Origin of the sequence: Bacillus sp. RC242 (genome assembly GCF_044908245.1) — a bacterium.
Classification (GTDB): Bacteria; Bacillota; Bacilli; order Bacillales; family Bacillaceae_G; genus Bacillus_A; species Bacillus_A mycoides.
Window position 1 is genome coordinate 155,915 of sequence record NZ_JBIYCZ010000011.1, and the last position, 22,158, is coordinate 178,072.

Consider the following 22,158-nt stretch of genomic DNA (forward strand, 5'->3'; position numbering starts at 1 on the left):
ATAACAATGTGTTTGAGGGAAAACAATAAATACAGTAATTTATATACCTTTACGTAGGAAGGAGCCTGACAGGTGAAACGAGTGTACAGCATATGTCTTTCAACTATGGTCTCGTTTATTTTATTATTTCCTAACAGTAGTTTTGCAAAGACGACAGTAGAAGTAAAAATGCCTTCATCTGTTTTAAATATTTCAAAAGATAATACATTTCCAAATGATGCACAAGATTTACCACGTTTACAGCCGAGTAAGTTTGCTCAAGAATTATTGAAAACAACAAATATTAAAATTGAAAACCCAGATTTAATTCGAATGTTTAATGAAACGACAATTTCGAATGCACCGCTTGCAGTAGGGTACCGAGCGAAAATTTATTTAGGGCAATGGGCATTAAATTATGAGTCAATAGACACATCGATTAATTGGGAATATAAGCAAGTAAATCGAAATGTATATGATAATCGCGGAGGGGATCGCTTATACCCACTTCGCTATAAGCAAGAAACCCAAAAGACAATCGAAGGTGATTTAACAGCAGATATGAAAGATACTACAGATGTGAAAAAAATGATGCTTCTAAAAGCGCTTGAAAAAGTACAATTGCCACTTTCATTTAAAACAACCATTGGTTATGGTACCGGACATGAGCGTGTTTATAATATTAGTCCAAGTCAACTTGGATATTTATATGCGTATACACCAGCAGTAAATGAAAAAGGAAAAGTAACATTTGGAGAAGTCTACCTTGTGTTAAAAGGGAATCAAAAAAAGCTTGTCGTGAAAAATATTACATCTCAAGGAATCGGAGCTGCTATTCCAATTCATGATCATTTATTTTTTAAATTTGTTTCTTCATCGCATGCACAATGAAATAAAAAACGTCAGCCTATAAGCTGACGTTTTTTATTTATAACATAATGTTTGATGTTTTTGATAAGAAATCTTCTTTTGGATAGTAGCTATTTTTTACAAGAACATTCGGTCCAAGGCATTTCACAGCAGGACAATGGCAACTTAATGATTTTGCTGTTTTTGAGTCACACCATTTGTCGTAAGCTTCTTGTAGTGTATTTGTTTGTACATTACCTAGAAGCGGGACATCACCGAAGTCGGTCACGATAATATTTCCATCGAAAATATTTACGTTCAAACGAGAACGACCATCTGGATCATTGCGGACAGTTACATTTTTACTTTCATGTAATTTCTTTAGTGTAGCTAAATCGTGTTCATTATCACTACATGCATAGAAAGGTAATGTTCCGAATAACATCCACACATTTTCATCACGGATCTCTAATAAATGTTCAACTGCATTTCGAATTTCTTCTTTTGTTAAAATTTCAAGTGTGCTAGCGAAGTCACTCGGATACATCGGGTGCACTTCATGACGTTTACAGCCCATTTCTTCAACGATTTGACGGTGAATATGTTCAATATGTGGTAGAGTTCGTTTGTTTAACATAGTTTCGGCTGATACGAGTACACCTGCCTCTGATAGAGCTTTACTATTTGTAATCATTCTTTCAAATAATTTAGCGCGCTGTTCATAAGTAGGCTTACGCTCCATCATTGCAAATCCGCCTTCAACGAAGTCATCGATTGTTCCCCAATTATGTGAAATGTGCAATACATCTAAGTAGGGAATAATTTGTTCGTAACGTGCTAAATCTATAGTTAAGTTTGAGTTGATTTGAGTGCGAACGCCTCGTTCATGGGCGTATTTTAAGAGTGGTGTTACATAGTTGTCGACGGATTTTTTTGAAAGCATAGGTTCTCCGCCTGTAATACTTAAAGAACGTAAATGAGGAATCTCATCTAATCGTTTTAATAAAAGCTCCATCGGAAGCGGGTTTGGATCTTTCGGCTGTAATGTGTAACCAACAGCGCAATGCTCGCAACGCATATTGCATAACGTCGTCGTTGTAAACTCAACGTTTGTTAATAGTAGTTTGCCGTACTCTTCAAGGTCCATATACGCTTCCCATGGATCGTAAGAAGGAGTAATCGGCTTCATTATTTGTGATATCGTCATATGAAATACTCCTTTGACTATTGAAATAACAATTTGTCCATTCTCTATAATAGAAGAATATGTGCTTTTTATAAAGTGAAACTTTTTTGTAAAGAAAGAGAGAGGGCTTACATTATAATGAATTACTGCGACAAAATTGATGAAATTACATGCCCATAGCAATCATTTTTGCGGTATAATAAAAGCAACTCGAATTAAAAGGAGAGTGCCTTCATGGGAAAAGCAATTCAAGGTAAAGATTCACAACTAGTATATTTGAAAGAACGTTTAAATATGTTCATTGAAGTAATTGATACGATTGAACCAGAAGAGGTAGAATTAGAAGATGTAGATCGTCTTCTTGCAATGTTAGATGAATTAGAACTGAAATGTGAGCAATTTAAAAAAGACGAATAATATATTAAAAAGGCTGCCACTACAAAATTGGCAGCCTTTTTCTGTACGGATAATAGAAGGAATATAGAAAAAAAGGTATAATCAAGTTGTGAAAAATTTCATTTATACTTTAATAGCGTGAAATAAAGTGAAACTTTACTCAGTGGGGAGTTCATTCCCCACTGAGTATTAGTTGAACCAATCGGGCGTTTACGGGCAGTTGATCTCCAACCTAACTTCTTTGCTCCACCTGAATTTTGAGGTGGGAGTCTTACTGCCCGTTAATGCGGGATAAATAAACAGCTGAAGAGTATAACAATGGAATTTTCATTTCATAACGTTTTGGTAGCGTTCACAATTGAGGGGGAAGTAACAATGGAAAAGCTTCAAGAAAGCATGTATCAACTAATTGTTGAAACGTCAACGAACTTACCGAAAGATGTTCGTCGCGCAATTCAACAAGCGAAAGAACGAGAAAATGCAGGGACTCGTTCAGCGATGGCACTTGGCACAATTACGAATAACATTAAAATGGCAGATGATAATATCTCGCCAATTTGCCAAGATACAGGGATGCCAACGTTTAAAATTTATACACCAGTTGGTGTGAATCAATTAAAACTGAAGGAAGCTATCTATAGTGCGCTTGAGCGGGCGACAAAAGATGGTAAACTTCGTCCAAACTCTGTTGATTCTCTTTTTGGAGACAATAGCGGAAACAATTTAGGACCAGGTACACCTGTTATTAAGTTTGAACAATGGGAAAAAGATTACATTGATGCACGTTTAATTTTAAAGGGCGGCGGTTGTGAGAATAAAAATATTCAATATAGCTTGCCTTGTGAAATAGAAGGACTTGGACGAGCTGGGCGTGATTTAGAAGGAATTCGTAAATGCCTTCTTCATGCAGTATATCAAGCGCAAGGTCAAGGGTGTAGCGCAGGAGTAATCGGCGTCGGTATCGGGGGAGACCGCACATCAGGTTACGAATTAGCAAAAAATCAATTATTCCGTACATTAGATGATGTAAATCCAGTTCCAGAATTACACAAGCTTGAAGAGTATGTATTAGAGAATGCGAATAAGCTTGGCATTGGTACGATGGGATTTGGCGGAGAAACAACTTTATTAGGTTGCAAAATTGGAGTATATAATCGTTTGCCAGCGAGCTTCTACGTATCTGTTGCGTATAATTGTTGGGCATATCGTCGTCTTGGCGTAACAATTCATCCTGAAACAGGTGAAATTATGGATTGGTTATACCAAGAAGGTGAAGATACACTTCAACAAGACGTTGCGCAAGAACAAACAGAGCAGCGTGAAATCGTATTACAAGCTCCAATTACAGAAGAGCAAATTCGTGAACTTCGTGTTGGTGATGTTGTTACAATTAACGGCATGATGTATACAGGACGTGATGCGATTCATAAACATTTAATGGATAACGATTGTCCAGTAGATTTAAATGGACAAATTATTTATCATTGTGGTCCAGTTGTAGTGAAAGATGAAAATGATAATTGGCAAATTAAAGCGGCAGGTCCAACGACAAGTATTCGTGAAGAGCCATATCAAGGCGATATTATGAAAAAGTTCGGTATTCGTGCTGTAATTGGTAAAGGTGGTATGGGTGCTAAAACATTAGCAGCTTTAGAAGAACACGGTGGTGTGTACTTAAATGCAATTGGTGGTGCAGCACAATATTATGCTGAATGTATTAAAGAAGTGAAAGATGTTGATTTCTTACAATTCGGTATCCCAGAAGCAATGTGGCATTTACGTATCGATGGTTTTAAAGCAGTTGTAACGATGGATTCTCATGGGAAAAGCCTACATGCTGATGTTGATAAAACATCACTTGAAAAATTGGCGAGCTTTAAAGAACCTGTATTTAAGTAAAGAGAAATACACCTCGAATCATTCGAGGTGTATTTTTTTGGTATATATAGAAAAACATGTTCAGCATGAAAGAAAGCAGGGAAACAGAAACTACAGGTACGATTATATATGGAAAGGAGACTATTTATGAAATATAAATGGTTATATATAGGTCTCATTTTTTCAATTATGATGGCACTTGTTCCAGTTTCAACATTTGCTTATACGAATACATCACATAGCTGGGGAATCCCACGTCCTAAAAATGAAACGGTGCCAGATGCAGGGAAACTATATACAGAATTACTACAAAAAAATGGTGGGTTTTATTTAGGAGATACGAAGAAAAAAGATATTTATTTAACATTTGATAATGGATACGAAAATGGATATACAGGAAAGATTTTAGATGTATTAAAGGAGAAAAAAGTACCAGCAACTTTCTTTGTGACGGGGCATTATATAAAAACACAAAAAGATTTATTATTAAGAATGAAAAATGAAGGACATATTATTGGTAATCATTCTTGGAGTCATCCAGATTTTACAACAGTAAATGATGCAAAACTTCGTGAAGAATTAACGAGCGTAACGGAAGAGATTAAAAAAGTAACAGGGCAAAAAGAAGTGAAATATGTACGCCCTCCGCGAGGTGTATTTAGCGAAAGAACGTTAGCTCTTACGAAAGAAATGGGATATCATAACGTGTTTTGGTCGCTTGCATTTCTTGATTGGAAAGTAGATCAGCAAAGAGGATGGCAATACGCTCATAATAATGTAATGACTATGATTCATCCAGGATCTGTTTTGTTACTTCATGCAATATCAAAAGATAATGCAGAAGCACTTGCGAAAATCATTGATGATTTGCGCGAGAAAGGGTATCATTTTAAAAGCCTAGATGATTTAGTAAAAAGCAATCAACCGTAAGCATGTATGCTTGCGGTTTTCTCATGCTATAATGATGTGTAAAAAGGATGGGGAAACGTATGTGGAGCGAACATGTTACGTTAGAATATCCGTACCATTTTGAGGAAGTACTAAAGCGTTTATCTTTCGACCCGTTAAACGTCATTCAATTAGACGAGAAAGTAATTTATGTCCCGCTTTTTATAGACGAAGAACAGATTGTTGTTCGTTTGCAAGGGATTGGTACTGTTCAAAATCCACAGTTTTGGATCTCTAGTCAGGCAGGAGATCAAGAGAAAGTAATGAAACGAATGAGGTCTATTTTTCACTGGAATGAACCGTTTCAAAATATACAAAATCATTTTTTAAACACATCATTACGTCCACTATTTGAAACATATGCTTATACTCCAATTATTTTAGAATTCGATTATTTCGCTTGTCTTCTTCGCTGTATTATTCATCAACAAATAAATTTGAAATTTGCTACTGTGCTAACAGATCAATTTGTAAAACGATATGGGACAGAGAAGAACGGCGTTTTCTTTTTCCCAACACCAGAAAGAGTAGCAAACATTTCAATAGAAGAATTGAGAGAGCAGAAGTTTAGTCAGCGAAAAGCCGAATATATAGTAGGATTAGCAAAACATATTGTAGGCGGTACATTAGATTTAGCAAGGATAGAAAACGAAACAGAAGAAGAAGTATCGGCACAATTGTTACCAATAAGGGGTATTGGAGCATGGACAGTGCAAAACTTTTTAATGTTTGGGCTTGGTCGGAAAAATATGTTTCCAAAAGCAGACATTGGAATTCGGCGCGCAGTGCAAGGTGTATTTCAATTAGATGATAAGCCTGATGATGCATTTTTAGAAAAAGTGAAACAAGAGTGTGAACCATATTGCAGTTATGCAGCGTTATATTTATGGAAAAGTATAGAGTAGAGGTGTAATAATGATACAAAAGCAACAAGAGAGTAAGTTGGAAGTTGGTCAAACGTTTCCTGTGACAATTAAACGTCTTGGGATTAACGGAGAAGGCGTTGGTTATTTTAAGAGACAAGTTGTTTTCATTCCAGGGGCATTGCCAGGAGAAGAAGTTGTTGCTGAAGCAACGAAAATTCAGCGTGGCTTCGCTGAAGCGAAAGTGAAAAAAGTTCGTAAATCATCACCACATCGTGTGAAAGCACCATGTTCAGTATATGAGGAGTGTGGTGGCTGTCAATTGCAGCATCTAGATTATAAAGAACAATTAAATCAAAAGCGTGATATCGTTGTACAAGCATTCGAGAAGTATATGAATGACAGTCTAGAAGAGAAAATTCGCCCGACGCTTGGTATGGAAAATCCATGGCATTATCGTAATAAAAGTCAATTGCAAGTGGGGCGTAAAGACGAAAAGGTTATTACAGGGTTATATAAGCAAAACTCACATCAGTTAATTGATATTTCTCATTGCATGATTCAACATAAAGCAACGAATGAAGCGACAAAAGTTGTAAGACGTATATTAGAAAAATTAAATGTTTCTATTTACAATGAGAAAAAACAAAAAGGTTTAGTACGCACAATTGTGACACGTACTGCAGTTCAAACAGGGGAAGTGCAAGTCACACTTATTACAACAAAAGAAGAATTACCAAATAAAGATCAATTTATCGCAGAAGTACAAAAACAAATGCCAAGTGTTAAATCAATTATGCAAAACGTAAACTGGCGTAAAACATCTGTTATTTTCGGTGATAAAACATTTAAATTAGCTGGAAAAGAAGTAATTCAAGAAACACTAGGTGATTTATCATTTGAATTATCAGCACGCGCATTCTTCCAATTAAATCCAGAACAAACTGTTGTTTTATACGATGAAGCGAAAAAAGCAGCTGCTTTAACAGGAAACGAGAAGATTGTGGATGCGTATTGCGGTGTCGGTACAATTGGACTTTGGCTTGCGAATGATGCAGCGGAAGTACGTGGTATGGATGTAATTCCAGAAGCGATTGAAGATGCAAAGAAAAATGCAAAACGCCACGGATTCACAAATGCAAAGTATGAAGCTGGTAAAGCGGAACAATGGTTACCAAAATGGGTGAAAGAAGGCTGGAGTCCAGATGTCATTGTTGTCGATCCACCGCGTACAGGTTGCGATGATAAATTACTTGAAACGATTTTAAAAGTGAAACCGAAACAAGTTGTTTACGTGTCTTGTAATCCATCCTCATTAGCACGTGATGTGCAAACATTAATGAAGAGTTATGAAGTGGAGTATGTGCAACCAGTTGATATGTTCCCGCATACCGCTCATGTAGAAAATGTAGTGAAACTTGTTAGAAAGTAACATTCAATAAGGATATGTCCCTCACAAAGCAGGAGCTATGTGAGGGTATATTTTATTTAGCGAATGGAAGTAAGGAGAATACGATGAACAATTATAAATTGACGATTCAATATGACGGTGCGCGTTATAAAGGGTGGCAACGTCTTGGGAATAATGACAATACGATTCAAGGGAAAATCGAAAGTATAATATCTGAAATGGTCGGAAAAGAAACTGAAATTATCGGCTGTAGTAGAACGGATGCTGGTGTACACGCTTTGAACCAAGTAGCTAACTTTCAAAGTGATGAGAAGTTAGTAGAAAATAAAGTGAAAAAGTATTTAAATCAATATTTACCAAATGATATTAGTATTACGAGTGTAGAAGAAGTACCAGATCGTTTCCATGCTCGTTACAATTCTAAAGCAAAAACATATCTTTATAAAATTTGGAATGAAGAGCATACGAACCCATTTATGCGTAAATACAGCATGCACGTGAATAAACAATTAAATGTGAAAAGCATGAAAGAAGCTGCGAAACATTTAATTGGTTCACATGACTTCACTGCTTTTTCAAATGCAAAGTCTAAGAAAAAATCTATGGTTCGAGAAGTGTATACACTTGATGTTTCCGAAGAATCAGGATTTGTACAAATTAGAGTAAGTGGTAACGGATTCCTTCATAACATGGTGCGGAAAATTGTTGGAGCATTAATTGAAGTTGGATTAGGACAATTAGAGGCGGACGCAATTCCAAACATTTTAGAGGAAAAACAACGTAATCAAATTAATTGTCTTGCTGAGGCGAGTGGATTGTACTTGGAGAAGATTGAGTTTTAGAAAAGATATGAATAAGAAAAAAGCACTCATTTGAGTGCTTCTTCTTTTATGCTGATGCAGTAGTCTTATCTTTTCGGAAAATCCCCATTAATCCGCCGATTAATAATAAAACACCTGGTAATAAGTAAACAATAGAAATACAAATAAATCCACCAATGGCAGCGATAGTCATCATAATGCCACCTACTTTAGCTTTGCTCTTAACCATAACACATCCAACAATCCCCAATATTGAAAGAGCTACAGCAGCCCAGCCTAATCCAATAATTTGATTAGCTCCGTCAGCTTCAACTGCTGCTCCTATGCCTCCGATAAATAAAGCAATGAATGCACATAAAATCCCGAATATACCACCAATTAATCCTAATACAAATTCTGCTGTTCTTTTCATAGTAACCACCTTTTAGAAAATATTTATTAGCTTTTTCATCCAACTCACAATTTGTTAGTTCAACAAAATGAACTACATGTTATTAACATAAGTGAAGTTTATATAAACAATCTTCAAAGATGTTGAAATGTCAGATTTAGAACTTACATGATAACAAATATAATAAAAACAAAATGTCGAAATTTGTCGATTTTACTAAAGTACATTTTTTCAGTATATAACTAATTTTGAGTTAAATTTCAAATCATTGAGATAAAGAGAGTAGAATGAAAAAACACGAGAGCGGTAACCGTCTCGTGTTTTTTATGATAATTAACTTTGTTCGTTTAAGAAGATTTTTCTCTTTTCATACGTAGCTTCAAATTCCAAAAAGCAGCAAGCATAATAGCTGCAAAGGAGCCGCTAATTGTGGCTAATAGCTTTGCATAAGGAAAGCTGTTCATATCAATATTAATGAATAACATCATACATAGAACGGCAGGAAGAAGGTATAAGTATTGTAATAACTTTAATTTTTTATCATTACTCATATATATCGCCCCTTTCTATCATGTCACATGTAAATTATAACGTATTTTTCCAAATAGTTACTTGTACTTGGAGAAATATTCATTTCATATGTGTAAGTGCAATTTTTTAATTCGATATTGTAAGTTTTGTCTGCTCAATCCTAAAAACTTTGCGGCTTGTGAGATATTACCTTTATTTTCTTTAAGAATTTGATGGATATATTTTTTTTCCATTTCTTCGATTATACGTTTTAAATTTTGTGGCGTATCAGTATTGTGACTAGTTAGTGGAGTCTGCATATTGAGTTCCTTTTTTGCTAGTTCGCGAAAGTGCGTTGGCATATGGAACACTGTAATGATATCTTCATCTTCTATTAAGTTCATGGATCCTTCAATTATATGTTCTAGTTCTCTCACATTACCAGGCCAATCGTATTGATAGAAGAAGTTATTTACGTTTAAATCTACATCTTTTACGCTAAGATCAAATTGGATATTGTATTTTTCAATAAAGTGTTGAACAAGATATGCAATATCTTCTTTTCGTTCCCGTAAAGGTGGAAGACATAAAGTAACAACGCTTAATCGGTAATATAAGTCTTGCCTTAATCGATTGTACGCTATGGCTTCAAGAGGGTCTTCATTAATAGTTGCTATAATACGAACATCAATTTCTTTTTCTTGCGCGCCCCCAATTCTTCGTATTGTTTTTTCTTGTATAGCACGCAATAATTTAGCTTGAAGTGCTGAGCTTAATGAGTTGATTTCATCTAATAATAAAGTTCCCCCATTTGCCTCTTCAAATAAACCAGGTTTATCTATTGCTCCTGTAAAAGCACCTCGATTTGTACCAAATAGTAAACTTTCCATTAAGGTTTCTGGTATAGCGGCACAGTTTTGCGAAATAAATGGTTTTGTTGAACGCTGGCTTTCATTATGGATGCTTTGCGCAAATAGCTCTTTACCGGTCCCTGTTTCCCCGATGATAAGTATGGAGGATGGCGTACGTATTACTCTCTTTGCTTCTGTAATGACCGATTGAATAGCTCTAGAATCACCAATTATGTGATCAAAGGTAAACTTAGTATTTTGTTTTCGAGAAAGGTTCGTTTTCATTGTTTGCTTTAAATGACTAATCTCTTTTGAAATTTCAATAGCGCCTTTAATTTTTCCATTTTCTATTATAGGAAAAGTATCGTTAATCGTCGTAATCTCTTGTCCTTTATTGTTAAAATACGTTTGTTTTATATTTTTGTTTGTTTTTCCAAGTTTTAAAGCCTCTATAAGAGTACTATTTTTATTTTCTTCAAATGCAAATACTTCTAAAGGATTTTTATCTAGCACATCTAAGCGATCCATTGATTCAATTTCCATCATTTTACGGTTATAGATAATCGTTTTACTTTCCTCATTAATAATATGGATCCCAATATCTAGTTCATTGAGTAAAGTTTCGTATAGCACATTCATTTCAATAATCTTTTTAAAATTGATTTCTTCTGTATGCATGTATTATCTTCTCCTCGTTATACCCTATGAAGACTGACTTTTTATAATTTTATTAAAATTCTTATAAAATCGCAAAATTTTTTTGCTATTTTCTCTTAAAAATTTTCAAATGATAGAAAAATTTTGCGGTTATGCAGATTTTTTTCGTAAGAAATCCTAATTTTACATAGGTATTAAGGTTGGTACGTATTTTGCATGAATAGTAGTTAAGATCTCTAAATTTAATGAGTAGGGGGATTATGAATCTTTATAGTGTATGCAACGTTTCAGTTTCAATTAATAAGAGGGAGGAATTTATAAAGTGAAGACGGTTATAGAAGGCGTATATAGTCCTTGTTACGGGAAAGTAGAGAAATTATTTGTTACTGAAAGTTCTTACGTATATGAGTGGGAAAAATTAGCGTTAATTGAAACAATAGATAAGCAGCAGGTGGAAATTAAAGTGGGAATCAGTGGTTATATCGAATCATTAGAAGTGGTAGAAGGACAAGCTATCGCTGATCAAAAACTATTAATAACAGTGAGGGATGACCTTTTAATAACAGGTAGTGATTAATAGTAGTAATATGTATTTTGCTCTTTTAAATAATTATTTTTACTATGAAGAATTTTAAAAACGCTTACATTAAATGGGTTTGCAAAGTGAAAAGGGGGGATTTATATGATGGATCAAAACCAGGGATTAAAAAGAGAATTGAAAAGTCGGCACATATTTATGATTGCACTCGGAGGGGTTATTGGTACTGGGCTTTTTTTAGGATCCAGTTATACAATTCATGAAGCTGGACCTGGAGGAGCGATTGTAGCGTATCTTGTCGGTGGATTTGTTATGTATTTAACGATGCTCTGTCTTGGAGAGTTAGCGGTTGCGATGCCTGATGCAGGATCGTATCAAACATATGCTACAAAACATATTTCACCTGCAGCGGGTTATGTAGTGGGATGGATGTCGTGGCTAAACTGGACGGCTACGATAGGCATTGAATTAATTGCAGTTAGTATATTAATGAAACGTTGGTTTCCAGATGTACCATCATGGATTTGGTGCGTAGTGTTTGCCGTATTGCTCTTTGTTATTAATGCGTTATCTTCAAGAAGTTTTGCGGAGGTTGAATTCTGGTTTGCAAGTATTAAAGTAATTACAATTATTGCATTTATCATTTTGGGCGGGGCAGCAATGTTTGGTTTTCTAGATATGAAAGGAAATGAACCAGCGCCGATGTTTTCTAGCTTTACTGATTATGGTGGATTGTTCCCAAATGGGTTATCAGCCATTTTAATTACGATGATTGCAGTTAATTTTTCCTTCCAAGGAACAGAACTAGTTGGTATTGCAGCTGGTGAGAGTGAAAATCCAGAGAAAACTATCCCGAAGGCAATTAATAATACAGTTTGGCGCATACTTATTTTCTTTGTACTATCTATTTTTATTCTTGCGGGACTATTTCCTTGGCAGCAAGCAGGAGTGATAGAAAGTCCATTCGTAGTTGTATTTGATAAAATTGGTATTCCTTATGCGGCTGATATTATAAATTTTGTTATTATTACAGCTGTACTATCAGTTGCGAATTCAGGATTATATGCAACTTCCCGTATGCTATGGTCTATGTCTAATCAAGGAATGATTAGCCCGATTTTTGGTAAGTTATCTAAAAACGGTGTTCCTATTTATGCATTGATTGTAAGTACGTTTGTAGGGTGTCTCTCATTACTATCAGGTATTTATGCGGAAGATACAGTTTATTTATGGCTTCTTTCTATTGCTGGGTTTGGAGCGATATTAGTTTGGGCATCTATTGCTTTATCTAACCTATTAGCTAGAAGGACATACGTGAAGCAAGGGGGAGATATTAAGGATTTGAAATTTAAAACACCACTGTATCCATTTGTTCCAATTCTTGCTTTAGTATTAAATTTAACAGTAATTGTAGCTATGGCTTTTATTCCAGAACAAAGAATGGCATTATATTGTGGTATTCCATTTATGATCGTTTGTTTACTGTTTTACCGTGCTACAAGAAGTAAGAAAAGTAAAATAGAACATATCGAAAAGATGAATACAACAGAATTAGAAAGTTTATAGTTGAAATTGAATTTATAATAACAAGGAATTTAGAGACTGTAGAATTGTAAACAGTCTCTTTTTTTGTAAAAATAAAGCTGGAAACATACTACGTATGCAAAGGGGAATTAGCAATGAATCAAGAAGTTTCACAGCTATTAAAACAGATTGATTTACGAAAAGACGAGCTACTAGAACTTACAAAAGCTTTAATTCGCTTTGAAACACCAGCACCACCAGCAAGAAATACAAATGAGGCGCAAGAATTTGTGGCAGAGTTTCTAAAAAAACGAAATTTTAGTATTGATAAGTGGGATGTATATCCGAATGATCCGAATGTTGTTGGAGTGAAAAAAGGGACAGCAAGTGAGTCACATAAAAGTCTCATTATTAATGGACATATAGATGTTGCAGAAGTATCAAAGGACGAACCGTGGGAAACAAAGCCGTTTGAGCCGTTTATAAAAGATGGTTGGTTAGTTGGGAGAGGCGCGGCAGATATGAAAGGTGGACTAGCTGGAGCCTTATTTGCTATTCAGCTTTTAGAAGAAGTGGGGATTGAATTACCTGGAGATTTAATTTTTCAATCGGTAATTGGCGAAGAAGTAGGAGAAGCAGGGACACTTCAATGTTGTAAGCGTGGTTATGATGCTGATTTTGCAGTAGTAGTTGATACAAGTAATTTACATATGCAAGGGCAGGGCGGCGTAATTACTGGATGGATTACAGTGAAAAGCCCGCAAACGTTTCATGATGCAACACGTAGACAAATGATCCATGCTGGAGGACGTCTATTTGGAGCGAGTGCGATTGAGAAAATGATGAAGATTGTCCAAAGCTTACAAGAATTAGAGCGTCATTGGGCAGTCATGAAAACATATGAAGGCTATCCATCTGGAACAACAACAATTAATCCAGCTGTTATTGAAGGAGGACGTCATGCGGCATTTATTGCGGATGAGTGCCGATTGTGGATAACCGTACATTTTTATCCAAATGAAACGCATGAACAAATAATAGAAGAAATAGAAGAGTATTTAGGAAAAGTGGCAGCAGCAGATCCATGGTTAAGCGAGAACCCACCACAATTTAAGTGGGGCGGAGAATCAATGATTGTGGATCGTGGCGAAATTTTTCCTTCTTTAGAAGTAGATAGCGAACATGTTGCTGTAAAAACGCTAAGTTCAGTACATGAATCTATTTTATCTAAAAATGCAATTTTAAATATGTCAGCAACGGTAACTGATGGCGGATGGTTTAGTGAGTTTAACATTCCAGCTGTTATTTACGGACCAGGTACATTAGAAGAAGCTCATTCAATAAATGAGAAAGTTGAAGTTGAGCAGTTAATTGAATTTACAAAAGTAATAACAGCGTTCATATATGAATGGTGTCATACAAAAAAATAGATTAGTATATTGAAATTGTACAGGTATGTACTTGTACGCTTTTTTAGTGAACTATTTCAGAGTTGAACATAAACAACTGAAATAGTTCTTTATTTTTCTATGTTTTTCGTTTTATTTCAATTAATTTCTCTTTAGCTAATTCAACGGCAATCGCATCATCTAAATAGCCGATTGGAAAAAGATAATCGGGGATAATGTCTGTTGATAAAATGAAATATAGTAAGGCACCCCCAATAATTGCACGCTCTTCGGTTGAAATGGTTTCTGTACAAAATTGTTGGTACATATTTGTTAATTGCTCAATGAAAGGACCAGCACTATCAATTTGTTCTATTTTACTTTTGAAACTCTCGTGAATACGTTTTTCGCCTTCAGTAGTTTGAGCATAGCGCTCGTAATTTTCAAGTTCTTGTTTTACACGAGTTGTTGTGTATTCGAAGTCGAATAGGTTAGAGGATTGTAATGTTTGTTGAATTGTATCGAGAGATGTGTACATATCTGCTTTTTCCTTATTTATGTGTGGAGAGTCAGGGTACATTTCATCAAGTAATAATTGCGGTGGAACTTGTAGACAGTTTGCGAATTTTTGTAAATGGTTTTGCTTCGGTTGTTGTTTGCCATTAATTATTCTTGAAATTGTTGCAGGATCAATATTTGTAAGTGTTCCTAGTTGGCGCATAGATAGAGCCCGCTCCTTTAACAGTTTCTTTATTAATTTACCGAGCCGCTCATTTGGATTTTCATTGGGCATAATGTAGGCACTCCTTTTCTATTGTCTATCGTTGAAAAAATGTTGAGCATTTATTACAAGTATATGAAACAGACAGGCACAGTTGCTCAACATTTTCATAATATGCAATGAAAAGTGAGAAAAGGGGTGACTGTACGATGAGTACGGCAGGTTTATTTTCAATTTTTTTAATCGGGATTGCGTCTAATTTAGATAATGCAGGTGTTGGGATTGCATATGGCATTCGTAAAATTAGAATTTCGTGGCTTAATAATTTTATCATCGCATTTTTTGGATTTTTATTTACTTTACTAGCTGGATTTTTTGGGAATTGGATCGCATTATTTATTTCAGAGTTCACAGCAAACATTATTGGAGCAATAGTTTTAGGAATAATCGGGGTGTTTATTTTATGTCAGCCTTTCTTGAGTCAAAAAGATACCGTAGAATCTAAAGATAGTAGTGTACTTATGGGGGTTTTACGTGATCCAGAAAAAGCAGATTTTGATGGTTCTAAAACAATTAGTTTTTCTGAAGCAATTGTTTTAGGAGTTGCATTGTCCATAAACAATATTGCAGGTGGATTTGATGCTGGAGTAACAAATTTAAATCTTTGGCTTACGGCATGTATTTCTGGAGTTTTTAGTTTTATTTGTATTAGTGGTTTTACGTATGTTGGTAAAAGATTTTTAGCTGAATACTTAGGGAAATGGGCAACTATAATTGCAGGTGTGTTATTAATTCTTATTGGAATTGATCAATTGTTGTAAGAATGATAGGGAAAACAGTATTCGAGTATTTCCTTGGAAATACACTAAGAAATTGCATATATCGACGTGAAATCTTTTCACGGTAATGAAAGATTGTAAGTATTATACAAATCTTTGTGTGTAAAAAGGTTTAAAAAAGTAAAAGCACCTGCATAGGTGCTTTTTAGCGTATATCTTCAATTAGTTGTGCACATTCATCATCATGCATACTGTACTCACTTAAAACTTGAATACAAAGCCATTTCAGTTCTTCGATACTATGCTCAAGTTCTTCGGGAAGTACATGGTAAATGTCTTCAAGTCCCATTCCGAAATGAATAAGTTCTAGTACTTGATCATCGATGTTCCGATCCATTAATAGTTCAAGCACTTCTAAATTGAATATGTATCGGTGAGCTTCATCGAGTGAAACAACTTTTAGTTTCAAACTTTCTACAATACTCAATATGAAAAGAAGAATTGTTTTTTCGAGAACAGGTTGTTTCTCCATTTGAAATATGAGTTTCATCTTTTACACCTCCACATACAGCGCTAGGTTGTACTATATTATTCAGGAGGGGGGAGCAAATATGCATAATAAAGAGAACTTTTATTACTGTTTTTTGAAGTGTGTTGATGCCTAGTAGAACGGATTTTTGTGAAATAAAAAATCCTGCCAATATAGCAGGATAACTTCTAAATTAAAACATACTCCAACCTTCTTGGGCAGAAAGTAATTCAAGAATTTTAAAACCAGCGATACTATTTCCGTTTGCATCTAAAGCTGGTCCGAAAATACCGATTCCCATTTCGCCTTTTACGCAGCCGAAAATTCCGCCCGCTACACCACTTTTTGCAGGGATTCCAACACGAATTGCAAATTCACCAGATTCATTATACATCCCGCAAGTAACCATAAATGTTTTACAAATTTTCGTAATATGTTTAGGGATGATCTGTTTCTTTTTATAAGGATCATACCCATCCATTGCAAAGATTAAACCAATACGTGCTAGATCGATACAGTTAACCTCAATTGCACATTGACGCGTATATAAATCCATAAGTTCTTCAATATCGTTATCGATGATGCCATTTTGTTTCATATAGTAACAAAGTGAACGGTTTAAGTAAGCTGTTTCTAATTCAGAAGTGGCAACTTTAGAAGAATAACTAATAGTAGGATTGTCTGTTATATCACGCACAAATTGAAGAATGCGTTCCATCTTCTCCTCGTTATCATTACCAGCTAGCATACTTGTAATAGCTAATGCACCTGCATTAATCATTGGATTAAGAGGCTTGGAAGAACTTGTCGTTTCAAGCTTAATAATAGAATTAAATGGGTCACCAGTTGGTTCCATTCCAACTTTAGAAAATACATATTCTTCACCACGGTCTAAAAGGGCAAGGGCAAGTGTAATTACTTTAGAAATACTTTGAAGAGTAAATAGTGTTTGTGAGTTACCAGCATGGATATATTCTGTTTCTTTATGAAAAATAGCAATCCCTAGATCATCTGGATTTGCATTTCCTAGTTCGGGGATATAAGTAGCAAGTTTTCCTTTTTTCGTATATGGTTTTACTTGTTCTAACAACTGCTGTAAGTTGTTTGTTTCAATGCACTGCATAGTACCAACGCTCCTATTTCGAATTAACTAAGTTTACTTTTCCCGATATGCTCGGAAATAAATAATAACATGAAAAAGTGGAATGATAAAACGAAAGTTGAATGTTCTATAGTGAGTCTTCAGTTTCGATTATTCCGTGTTAAAAAAGGAGAATTTTCCTTTTATATAACAGTTTGGAAATAGGAGATTTATCCATAAAAAGTTCGGAAATAAAAACTACACATCTATACAACTATATGTTATTATGGTTATGTAAATAGAAAGCGTTTTCTAAGGCGTACTTATAATGATAACGATTTCATAAATTTGATAGGGGGAATTAAAATGTTGCAGTTTTTACAACGTATTGGTAAAGCGTTAATGCTTCCAATCGCAGTGCTACCAGCAGCAGGATTATTGCTTCGTTTAGGGCAAGAAGATGTATTTAATATTCCTGTTATGGCACAGGCCGGTGCAGCAATTTTTGATAATTTAGCACTTATTTTTGCAATTGGTGTTGCAATAGGTTTGTCTATTGATGGTAGTGGAGCAGCAGGACTTGCTGGGGCAATCGGATATCTTGTTTTACAAAATACAACGAACGCTCTAAGTAAGGCATATTCAGCAGCAGAGCTGAATGATAAATTGAAAAGTGTTCAGGATTTAGTCGGTTCAGCAGATCCAACTAAATTAGCAGATACAATGACAAAAGTTTCAAAAGCAGCGGCGTTAACGCCAAAAATAAATATGGCCATACTTGGTGGTATTATTGCTGGGGTTGTTGCTGGATTACTATATAACAAATTCCATAAGATTAAATTACCAGAATGGTTAGGTTTCTTTGCGGGGAAACGTTTCGTACCAATCATTACTTCAATTGTAATGCTTCTTTTAGGATTAGTATTCGGTCAAATTTGGCCAACAATTCAAAGTGGTATTGATTCAGTAGCACACGGTATCGTAAACTTAGGTTCAGTTGGTGCTGGTTTATTCGGATTATTAAACCGTTTATTAATTCCAATCGGTTTACACCACGTAATGAATACATACTTCTGGTTTGTACTTGGTGACTTTACAAACGCAGCTGGTGATATCGTTCATGGTGATATTGCACGCTTCTTCGCAAAAGATCCATCAGCAGGTATGTTTATGACTGGTTTCTTCCCAATCATGATGTTCGGTTTACCGGCAGCATGTTTCGCAATGATTGCGGCTGCGAAACCAGAAAAACGTAAAATGGTTACAGGTATGTTAGGTGGCCTAGCATTAACTTCATTCTTAACTGGTATTACAGAACCAATTGAATTCTCATTCATGTTCTTATCTCCAGTACTATATGGTATTCATGCAGTATTAACAGGTCTTTCTTTATTCATTACAACAACACTTGGCATTCATGATGGTTTCTCATTTAGTGCCGGTGCAATCGATTACGTTTTAAACTTCGGTATTGCAACAAAACCTGTATTATTAGCAGGAATCGGTTTAATTTATGCAGCAATTTATTTTGCAGTATTCTACTTCTTAATTAAGAAGTTCGACTTGAAAACTCCTGGTCGTGAAGATGACGATGAGTTAGCTGAAGAGGGTGATGCACCAGTTGCAGGTTCAATTGGTGAAACTTACGTAGCAGCTTTAGGCGGAAAAGAAAACTTAGCAGTTATTGATAACTGTGCAACGCGTTTACGCTTACAAGTGAAAGATGCAAGTTTAGTAAATGAACCAGCATTAAAACGCGCAGGTGCAAAAGGCGTTATGAAATTAAGTAACACAAGTGTACAAGTTATCGTAGGTACAAATGTTGAATCTGTTGCCGATGATATGAAAAAACACGTATAAATAGTTAGATAAGAGGATATCCAAAAAGATTGATAACACCAGTCTTTTACAGGATATCCTCTTTTATTATGTTGAAATTTTAAAGGGAATCTTACTTTTGTAAATTTTCTTTTTCTTTTTTATACATATAGGTTGGTAATATGTTCAGCGCGTGATAAAGTAGGGATGACATAGAATGGAATGTCTATAATCTACTGAAATGATTTGGAGAAAGTCTTGTGTAGATGAATTAAATTATCGGTAAATAAGGGGAAAAAGGTAATCATGGATCAGGAAAAAAATACTGTTAATGGGAAAGTACGTCGTCCGATTGTATACATAAAAAGAACAATCATTCTCGTCCTACTATTTTCACTTGTATATTTCATGTATACAAAAATTGTTGCGCATAATAAAAAAGAGGAAACTTTAAAAGCAGCAGCAGAAATGAAAAAACAAGAAGAGATAAAAAAGATAGAAGAAGTGAAAAGGCAAGAAGCTGAAAAACAAAGAAAACAAAAAGAACAGGAAGAACAGATAAAACAGGCGCAAGTTATAGAGAAACCTGCTGAAGGACCGCCTCAAGAAATTAATGAAAACGCTCAATTGGATCAATATTTACAGAGCATGGGATTTAGTGGGACAGCTGTTATTGTGAAGAATGGGAAAGTTCTTGTGAATAAAGGATACGGCATGGCTAATAAAGAGAAGCAAGTGCCGAATAATTCAGAGACGACCTTTTATATTGGCTCTATTTCAAAGGCATTTGTAGCGACTGCTATTATGCAACTCAAAGATCAAAATAAGTTACAAGTAGAGGATACAGTTGCAAAGTATATTCCAGACTTTCCTCAAGGTAATAGCATTCAGCTAAAACATCTATTAACACATACATCAGGGATTCCAGAGTATGAGCAGGGAAAAGAGGATATTTCTCATGAAGAACTGATAAAGCGGATAGGAAATCAAAAGCGTATCGGGAGTCCAGGAGAGAAATGGAAGTATTCCGATTCGAACTACTCTATACTTGCTTACATTGCTGAGAAGGTAAGTGGACAGTCGCTCGAAGAATATATAAAACAACATATTTTTGCGACTGCGGGTATGAAACATTCTGGTTTCGGTACAGCGTTGGAACAAACAAGATTCCCATCAACGGGTTATAAAATAGTGAATAACAATATGACAACACCTAATATTCCGAGCATGTCACAACTATATGGTTGTGGTGATATATATACGAGCGCGCATGATTTATATTTATTTAATGAAGCACTCTTTTCTGGAAAATTAATTTCAAAAGAGAGTTATAATCAAATGTTTACAGCCGTGAAAAAGGATTATGGATTTGGCTGGTATGTAGATCCAGGAAGCTATTCAAATCACGGTGTAATGCCAGGTTGGAATTGCTTAAATGGTTTTAGTAAAAATGGTAGTGTACATGTGGTTTTATTATCTAACATTCAAAATAACATTAAATCATTTGGTAAAGTGAATAACGACATTTATACGATGTTGCGGAATATTGAAGTGTAAGAGGCTATCCTTTTGGATAGTCTTTTTTGTATTGAGGAAATATATGTGCGGTTCGATAATGAAATAAATGGAAAATGGGAGGTTTATGAGTATACATTAGCATCATGCACGCAATGCGAAACGAACTTTGTTTATAGCTATCATTGTATGGATTATCGTTGTAATTGGATTAGTTATGGAATATAAAAAAGGAACAATATTCACTTCAGATAAAGAAATTCTGAAATTAATAGGTATTTTGCTACCAGCGTTTGGATTACTAATATATAGTTTTATAGAAAAACGAAGAGCAAAAATGCTTAGACAGGATAATTGTAATATAGGGAGCTCTAGATTATTTGAACAACAAAAGTTCGTTGTTCGTAGAGAGGTAGGGGTATTTCAAGTAATAACGTACTTTGGATTAGATGGCAGTGCAGTAGGGTTTTTAAAAGAAGAGTATAATTCTGTTATTCAAAGTATATGGAAAGGTGCACTTTCTTTTCTTTTTAAGGGACTACATAAGCAACAATTTTATTTATATAATCAATCGGGAGAAAGGTTGCTGCGTGTTCAAAAGAAGATGGGCGTGCGTAACTTCTATATATTTTATAGTGTAAATGGAAAGAAAATTGGAGAGTTGAAACAAGTACTAAGTTTAACAAAATGGGAATGGATATTTTTAGAGATGAATGGTAAGGAAATTGGTAAAGTGACTGGGGACTTTTCAGCAACAATGCAGAAAATAGACTGGCAAGATGGAACACATATTGATGTGAAAGAAGATGGTATTCCGTTAGAAGCTGCAAAATATTTTTCGGCAAGTGGTGGATCCCTTGTTACAGCTTCTATATCCGGACAAGCAGAATTATCAAGAGCGGTATATTACGGCGTAGCTGCCATTGTGACAATTAAAAATTAAAGATTAACAAAGAGATAGATGGGAAACCATCTATCTTTTTTTATGCTCTGAAACAATTATTTCTTTTAGAAAATGTATGTCTTACCTATCACAAAAAAAGCCTGTTTTGTATAGATTAAGATGTATGGATGTATTTTTTATAATTTAAAAATAATAGGAGGAGAAGTGTATGTGTCTGTTCGGTAAGTATTGGAAAAAGTTATCGAGATTGTTTAATAGACAATTAGATTATTTTTTAGATAATAAGTTATTGCCTGCTGTGGAACGACTTTTATTTTCACAAAACTTCGCGAAGTTTATTCAAAGAAATTCTAAGCAAGCTACGGAAGAATTTATAGAATCAAGTCAATTTCAATCTATTATTTGTAACATTTTGAAAGAATGTAATATATCACCTTTTAAAGAAATTGCAAAGCAGTATTTAGGTAAAAACGTAGAAATTACTGTGACAGTTGGACAGTTAACAGGTGTTATTGTAGCAGTTGGTGATGATTTCTTAACATTGCAAGAAGGAATTGGAACAGAAGTTTTATTACCATTTACAAGTATTATATCAATTAAAGAAGTGTAAGAAAGGAGACC

General features: G+C 34.9%; 22 protein-coding genes. 15 read left to right on the plus strand and 7 right to left on the minus strand.

Annotated elements, in window-relative coordinates; all coding sequences use genetic code 11:
- Window positions 1–72: 72 nt before the first annotated feature.
- Window positions 73–870 (plus strand): YfkD famly protein, encoded by a 798-nt coding sequence (locus ABH957_RS20160; protein WP_002091172.1) that lies wholly within the window; start codon window positions 73–75, stop codon window positions 868–870.
- Window positions 871–907: 37 nt separating this feature from the next.
- On the opposite strand, the gene yfkAB is transcribed toward ABH957_RS20160, so the two are convergent.
- Window positions 908–2,035, minus strand: a complete 1,128-nt coding sequence (gene yfkAB, locus ABH957_RS20165; RefSeq protein WP_002125019.1) for a radical SAM/CxCxxxxC motif protein YfkAB — start codon at window positions 2,033–2,035, stop codon at window positions 908–910.
- A gap of 213 nt (window positions 2,036–2,248) precedes the next feature.
- Between yfkAB and ABH957_RS20170 the strand changes: the two genes are divergently transcribed.
- From ABH957_RS20170 to truA, 6 genes are all read left to right on the plus strand, one after another.
- Entirely contained in the window at window positions 2,249–2,431 is a 183-nt protein-coding gene (locus tag ABH957_RS20170) for an SE1561 family protein (protein ID WP_002010264.1), read from the plus strand.
- A 354-nt stretch (window positions 2,432–2,785) separates the two neighbouring features.
- Window positions 2,786–4,309 carry a class I fumarate hydratase gene (gene fumA, locus ABH957_RS20175; protein ID WP_404512100.1) on the plus strand — a complete coding sequence of 508 codons (1,524 nt, stop codon included), beginning with the start codon at window positions 2,786–2,788 and terminating at the stop codon, window positions 4,307–4,309.
- A 126-nt stretch (window positions 4,310–4,435) separates the two neighbouring features.
- Complete coding sequence (gene pdaA / locus ABH957_RS20180) at window positions 4,436–5,218, plus strand: delta-lactam-biosynthetic de-N-acetylase (protein ID WP_002091167.1); 783 nt, start codon at window positions 4,436–4,438, stop codon at window positions 5,216–5,218.
- A gap of 59 nt (window positions 5,219–5,277) precedes the next feature.
- Entirely contained in the window at window positions 5,278–6,141 is an 864-nt protein-coding gene (locus ABH957_RS20185) for a DNA-3-methyladenine glycosylase family protein (RefSeq protein ID WP_404512102.1), read from the plus strand.
- Between the two features lie 10 nt (window positions 6,142–6,151).
- The gene (rlmD, locus tag ABH957_RS20190) at window positions 6,152–7,531 is read left to right on the plus strand and encodes a 23S rRNA (uracil(1939)-C(5))-methyltransferase RlmD (RefSeq protein WP_219300347.1); all 1,380 of its coding nucleotides are present in this window, start codon (window positions 6,152–6,154) and stop codon (window positions 7,529–7,531) included.
- Window positions 7,532–7,614: 83 nt separating this feature from the next.
- On the plus strand, window positions 7,615–8,352 hold the full coding sequence (gene truA / locus ABH957_RS20195) for a tRNA pseudouridine(38-40) synthase TruA (RefSeq protein ID WP_404449287.1): 738 nt from the start codon (window positions 7,615–7,617) through the stop codon (window positions 8,350–8,352).
- A 46-nt stretch (window positions 8,353–8,398) separates the two neighbouring features.
- Here truA and ABH957_RS20200 read toward each other — a convergent pair whose 3' ends face one another.
- The 3 genes from ABH957_RS20200 to ABH957_RS20210 all read right to left on the minus strand — a co-directional run bounded on the left by ABH957_RS20200 (window position 8,399) and on the right by ABH957_RS20210 (window position 10,761).
- On the minus strand, window positions 8,399–8,743 hold the full coding sequence (locus ABH957_RS20200) for a DUF4064 domain-containing protein (RefSeq protein ID WP_002091161.1): 345 nt from the start codon (window positions 8,741–8,743) through the stop codon (window positions 8,399–8,401).
- A gap of 326 nt (window positions 8,744–9,069) precedes the next feature.
- Complete coding sequence (locus ABH957_RS20205) at window positions 9,070–9,273, minus strand: hypothetical protein (RefSeq protein WP_002091158.1); 204 nt, start codon at window positions 9,271–9,273, stop codon at window positions 9,070–9,072.
- Between the two features lie 84 nt (window positions 9,274–9,357).
- Window positions 9,358–10,761, minus strand: coding sequence for a sigma-54 interaction domain-containing protein (locus tag ABH957_RS20210; protein ID WP_404512104.1), 1,404 nt, complete (start codon window positions 10,759–10,761; stop codon window positions 9,358–9,360).
- Between the two features lie 301 nt (window positions 10,762–11,062).
- Between ABH957_RS20210 and ABH957_RS20215 the strand changes: the two genes are divergently transcribed.
- From ABH957_RS20215 to ABH957_RS20225, 3 genes are all read left to right on the plus strand, one after another.
- The gene (locus tag ABH957_RS20215; protein ID WP_002010281.1) at window positions 11,063–11,317 is read left to right on the plus strand and encodes a biotin/lipoyl attachment domain-containing protein; all 255 of its coding nucleotides are present in this window, start codon (window positions 11,063–11,065) and stop codon (window positions 11,315–11,317) included.
- A 105-nt stretch (window positions 11,318–11,422) separates the two neighbouring features.
- Window positions 11,423–12,844, plus strand: a complete 1,422-nt coding sequence (locus ABH957_RS20220; RefSeq protein WP_404457931.1) for an amino acid permease — start codon at window positions 11,423–11,425, stop codon at window positions 12,842–12,844.
- A gap of 113 nt (window positions 12,845–12,957) precedes the next feature.
- Window positions 12,958–14,232 (plus strand): acetylornithine deacetylase, encoded by a 1,275-nt coding sequence (locus ABH957_RS20225; RefSeq protein ID WP_404449280.1) that lies wholly within the window; start codon window positions 12,958–12,960, stop codon window positions 14,230–14,232.
- 97 nt (window positions 14,233–14,329) lie between these two features.
- Here ABH957_RS20225 and ABH957_RS20230 read toward each other — a convergent pair whose 3' ends face one another.
- On the minus strand, window positions 14,330–14,983 hold the full coding sequence (locus ABH957_RS20230; RefSeq protein ID WP_002091151.1) for a helix-turn-helix domain-containing protein: 654 nt from the start codon (window positions 14,981–14,983) through the stop codon (window positions 14,330–14,332).
- A 137-nt stretch (window positions 14,984–15,120) separates the two neighbouring features.
- Between ABH957_RS20230 and ytaF the strand changes: the two genes are divergently transcribed.
- Window positions 15,121–15,732 carry a sporulation membrane protein YtaF gene (ytaF, locus tag ABH957_RS20235; protein WP_002091150.1) on the plus strand — a complete coding sequence of 204 codons (612 nt, stop codon included), beginning with the start codon at window positions 15,121–15,123 and terminating at the stop codon, window positions 15,730–15,732.
- Window positions 15,733–15,895: 163 nt separating this feature from the next.
- On the opposite strand, the gene ABH957_RS20240 is transcribed toward ytaF, so the two are convergent.
- Complete coding sequence (locus ABH957_RS20240; RefSeq protein ID WP_002091149.1) at window positions 15,896–16,240, minus strand: DUF3969 family protein; 345 nt, start codon at window positions 16,238–16,240, stop codon at window positions 15,896–15,898.
- A gap of 172 nt (window positions 16,241–16,412) precedes the next feature.
- Window positions 16,413–17,342, minus strand: a complete 930-nt coding sequence (gene glsA / locus ABH957_RS20245) for a glutaminase A (protein ID WP_002151698.1) — start codon at window positions 17,340–17,342, stop codon at window positions 16,413–16,415.
- 324 nt (window positions 17,343–17,666) lie between these two features.
- On the opposite strand from glsA, the gene nagE reads away from it, so the two are divergent.
- From nagE to ABH957_RS20265, 4 genes are all read left to right on the plus strand, one after another.
- Entirely contained in the window at window positions 17,667–19,160 is a 1,494-nt protein-coding gene (gene nagE / locus ABH957_RS20250) for an N-acetylglucosamine-specific PTS transporter subunit IIBC (protein ID WP_061674657.1), read from the plus strand.
- 264 nt (window positions 19,161–19,424) lie between these two features.
- Window positions 19,425–20,675, plus strand: a complete 1,251-nt coding sequence (locus tag ABH957_RS20255; RefSeq protein ID WP_404457934.1) for a serine hydrolase domain-containing protein — start codon at window positions 19,425–19,427, stop codon at window positions 20,673–20,675.
- 127 nt (window positions 20,676–20,802) lie between these two features.
- The gene (locus tag ABH957_RS20260) at window positions 20,803–21,576 is read left to right on the plus strand and encodes a sugar ABC transporter ATP-binding protein (protein ID WP_404512106.1); all 774 of its coding nucleotides are present in this window, start codon (window positions 20,803–20,805) and stop codon (window positions 21,574–21,576) included.
- Window positions 21,577–21,745: 169 nt separating this feature from the next.
- Complete coding sequence (locus ABH957_RS20265) at window positions 21,746–22,147, plus strand: LSm family protein (protein ID WP_002166989.1); 402 nt, start codon at window positions 21,746–21,748, stop codon at window positions 22,145–22,147.
- The last annotated feature ends 11 nt before the right edge of the window (window positions 22,148–22,158 follow it).

Coding starts and splice junctions, on each gene's coding strand:
- ABH957_RS20230 (WP_002091151.1), bottom strand. CDS start 14,983: ATGCCCAATGAAAATCCAAATGAGCGGCTCGGTAAATTAATAAAGAAA.
- ABH957_RS20225 (WP_404449280.1), top strand. CDS start 12,958: ATGAATCAAGAAGTTTCACAGCTATTAAAACAGATTGATTTACGAAAA.
- ABH957_RS20220 (WP_404457931.1), top strand. CDS start 11,423: ATGATGGATCAAAACCAGGGATTAAAAAGAGAATTGAAAAGTCGGCAC.
- ABH957_RS20210 (WP_404512104.1), bottom strand. CDS start 10,761: ATGCATACAGAAGAAATCAATTTTAAAAAGATTATTGAAATGAATGTG.
- truA (WP_404449287.1), top strand. CDS start 7,615: ATGAACAATTATAAATTGACGATTCAATATGACGGTGCGCGTTATAAA.
- ABH957_RS20200 (WP_002091161.1), bottom strand. CDS start 8,743: ATGAAAAGAACAGCAGAATTTGTATTAGGATTAATTGGTGGTATATTC.
- ABH957_RS20205 (WP_002091158.1), bottom strand. CDS start 9,273: ATGAGTAATGATAAAAAATTAAAGTTATTACAATACTTATACCTTCTT.
- glsA (WP_002151698.1), bottom strand. CDS start 17,342: ATGCAGTGCATTGAAACAAACAACTTACAGCAGTTGTTAGAACAAGTA.
- rlmD (WP_219300347.1), top strand. CDS start 6,152: ATGATACAAAAGCAACAAGAGAGTAAGTTGGAAGTTGGTCAAACGTTT.
- ABH957_RS20185 (WP_404512102.1), top strand. CDS start 5,278: ATGTGGAGCGAACATGTTACGTTAGAATATCCGTACCATTTTGAGGAA.
- ABH957_RS20240 (WP_002091149.1), bottom strand. CDS start 16,240: ATGAAACTCATATTTCAAATGGAGAAACAACCTGTTCTCGAAAAAACA.
- ytaF (WP_002091150.1), top strand. CDS start 15,121: ATGAGTACGGCAGGTTTATTTTCAATTTTTTTAATCGGGATTGCGTCT.
- pdaA (WP_002091167.1), top strand. CDS start 4,436: ATGAAATATAAATGGTTATATATAGGTCTCATTTTTTCAATTATGATG.
- ABH957_RS20255 (WP_404457934.1), top strand. CDS start 19,425: ATGGATCAGGAAAAAAATACTGTTAATGGGAAAGTACGTCGTCCGATT.
- fumA (WP_404512100.1), top strand. CDS start 2,786: ATGGAAAAGCTTCAAGAAAGCATGTATCAACTAATTGTTGAAACGTCA.
- ABH957_RS20265 (WP_002166989.1), top strand. CDS start 21,746: ATGTGTCTGTTCGGTAAGTATTGGAAAAAGTTATCGAGATTGTTTAAT.
- ABH957_RS20170 (WP_002010264.1), top strand. CDS start 2,249: ATGGGAAAAGCAATTCAAGGTAAAGATTCACAACTAGTATATTTGAAA.
- yfkAB (WP_002125019.1), bottom strand. CDS start 2,035: ATGACGATATCACAAATAATGAAGCCGATTACTCCTTCTTACGATCCA.
- nagE (WP_061674657.1), top strand. CDS start 17,667: ATGTTGCAGTTTTTACAACGTATTGGTAAAGCGTTAATGCTTCCAATC.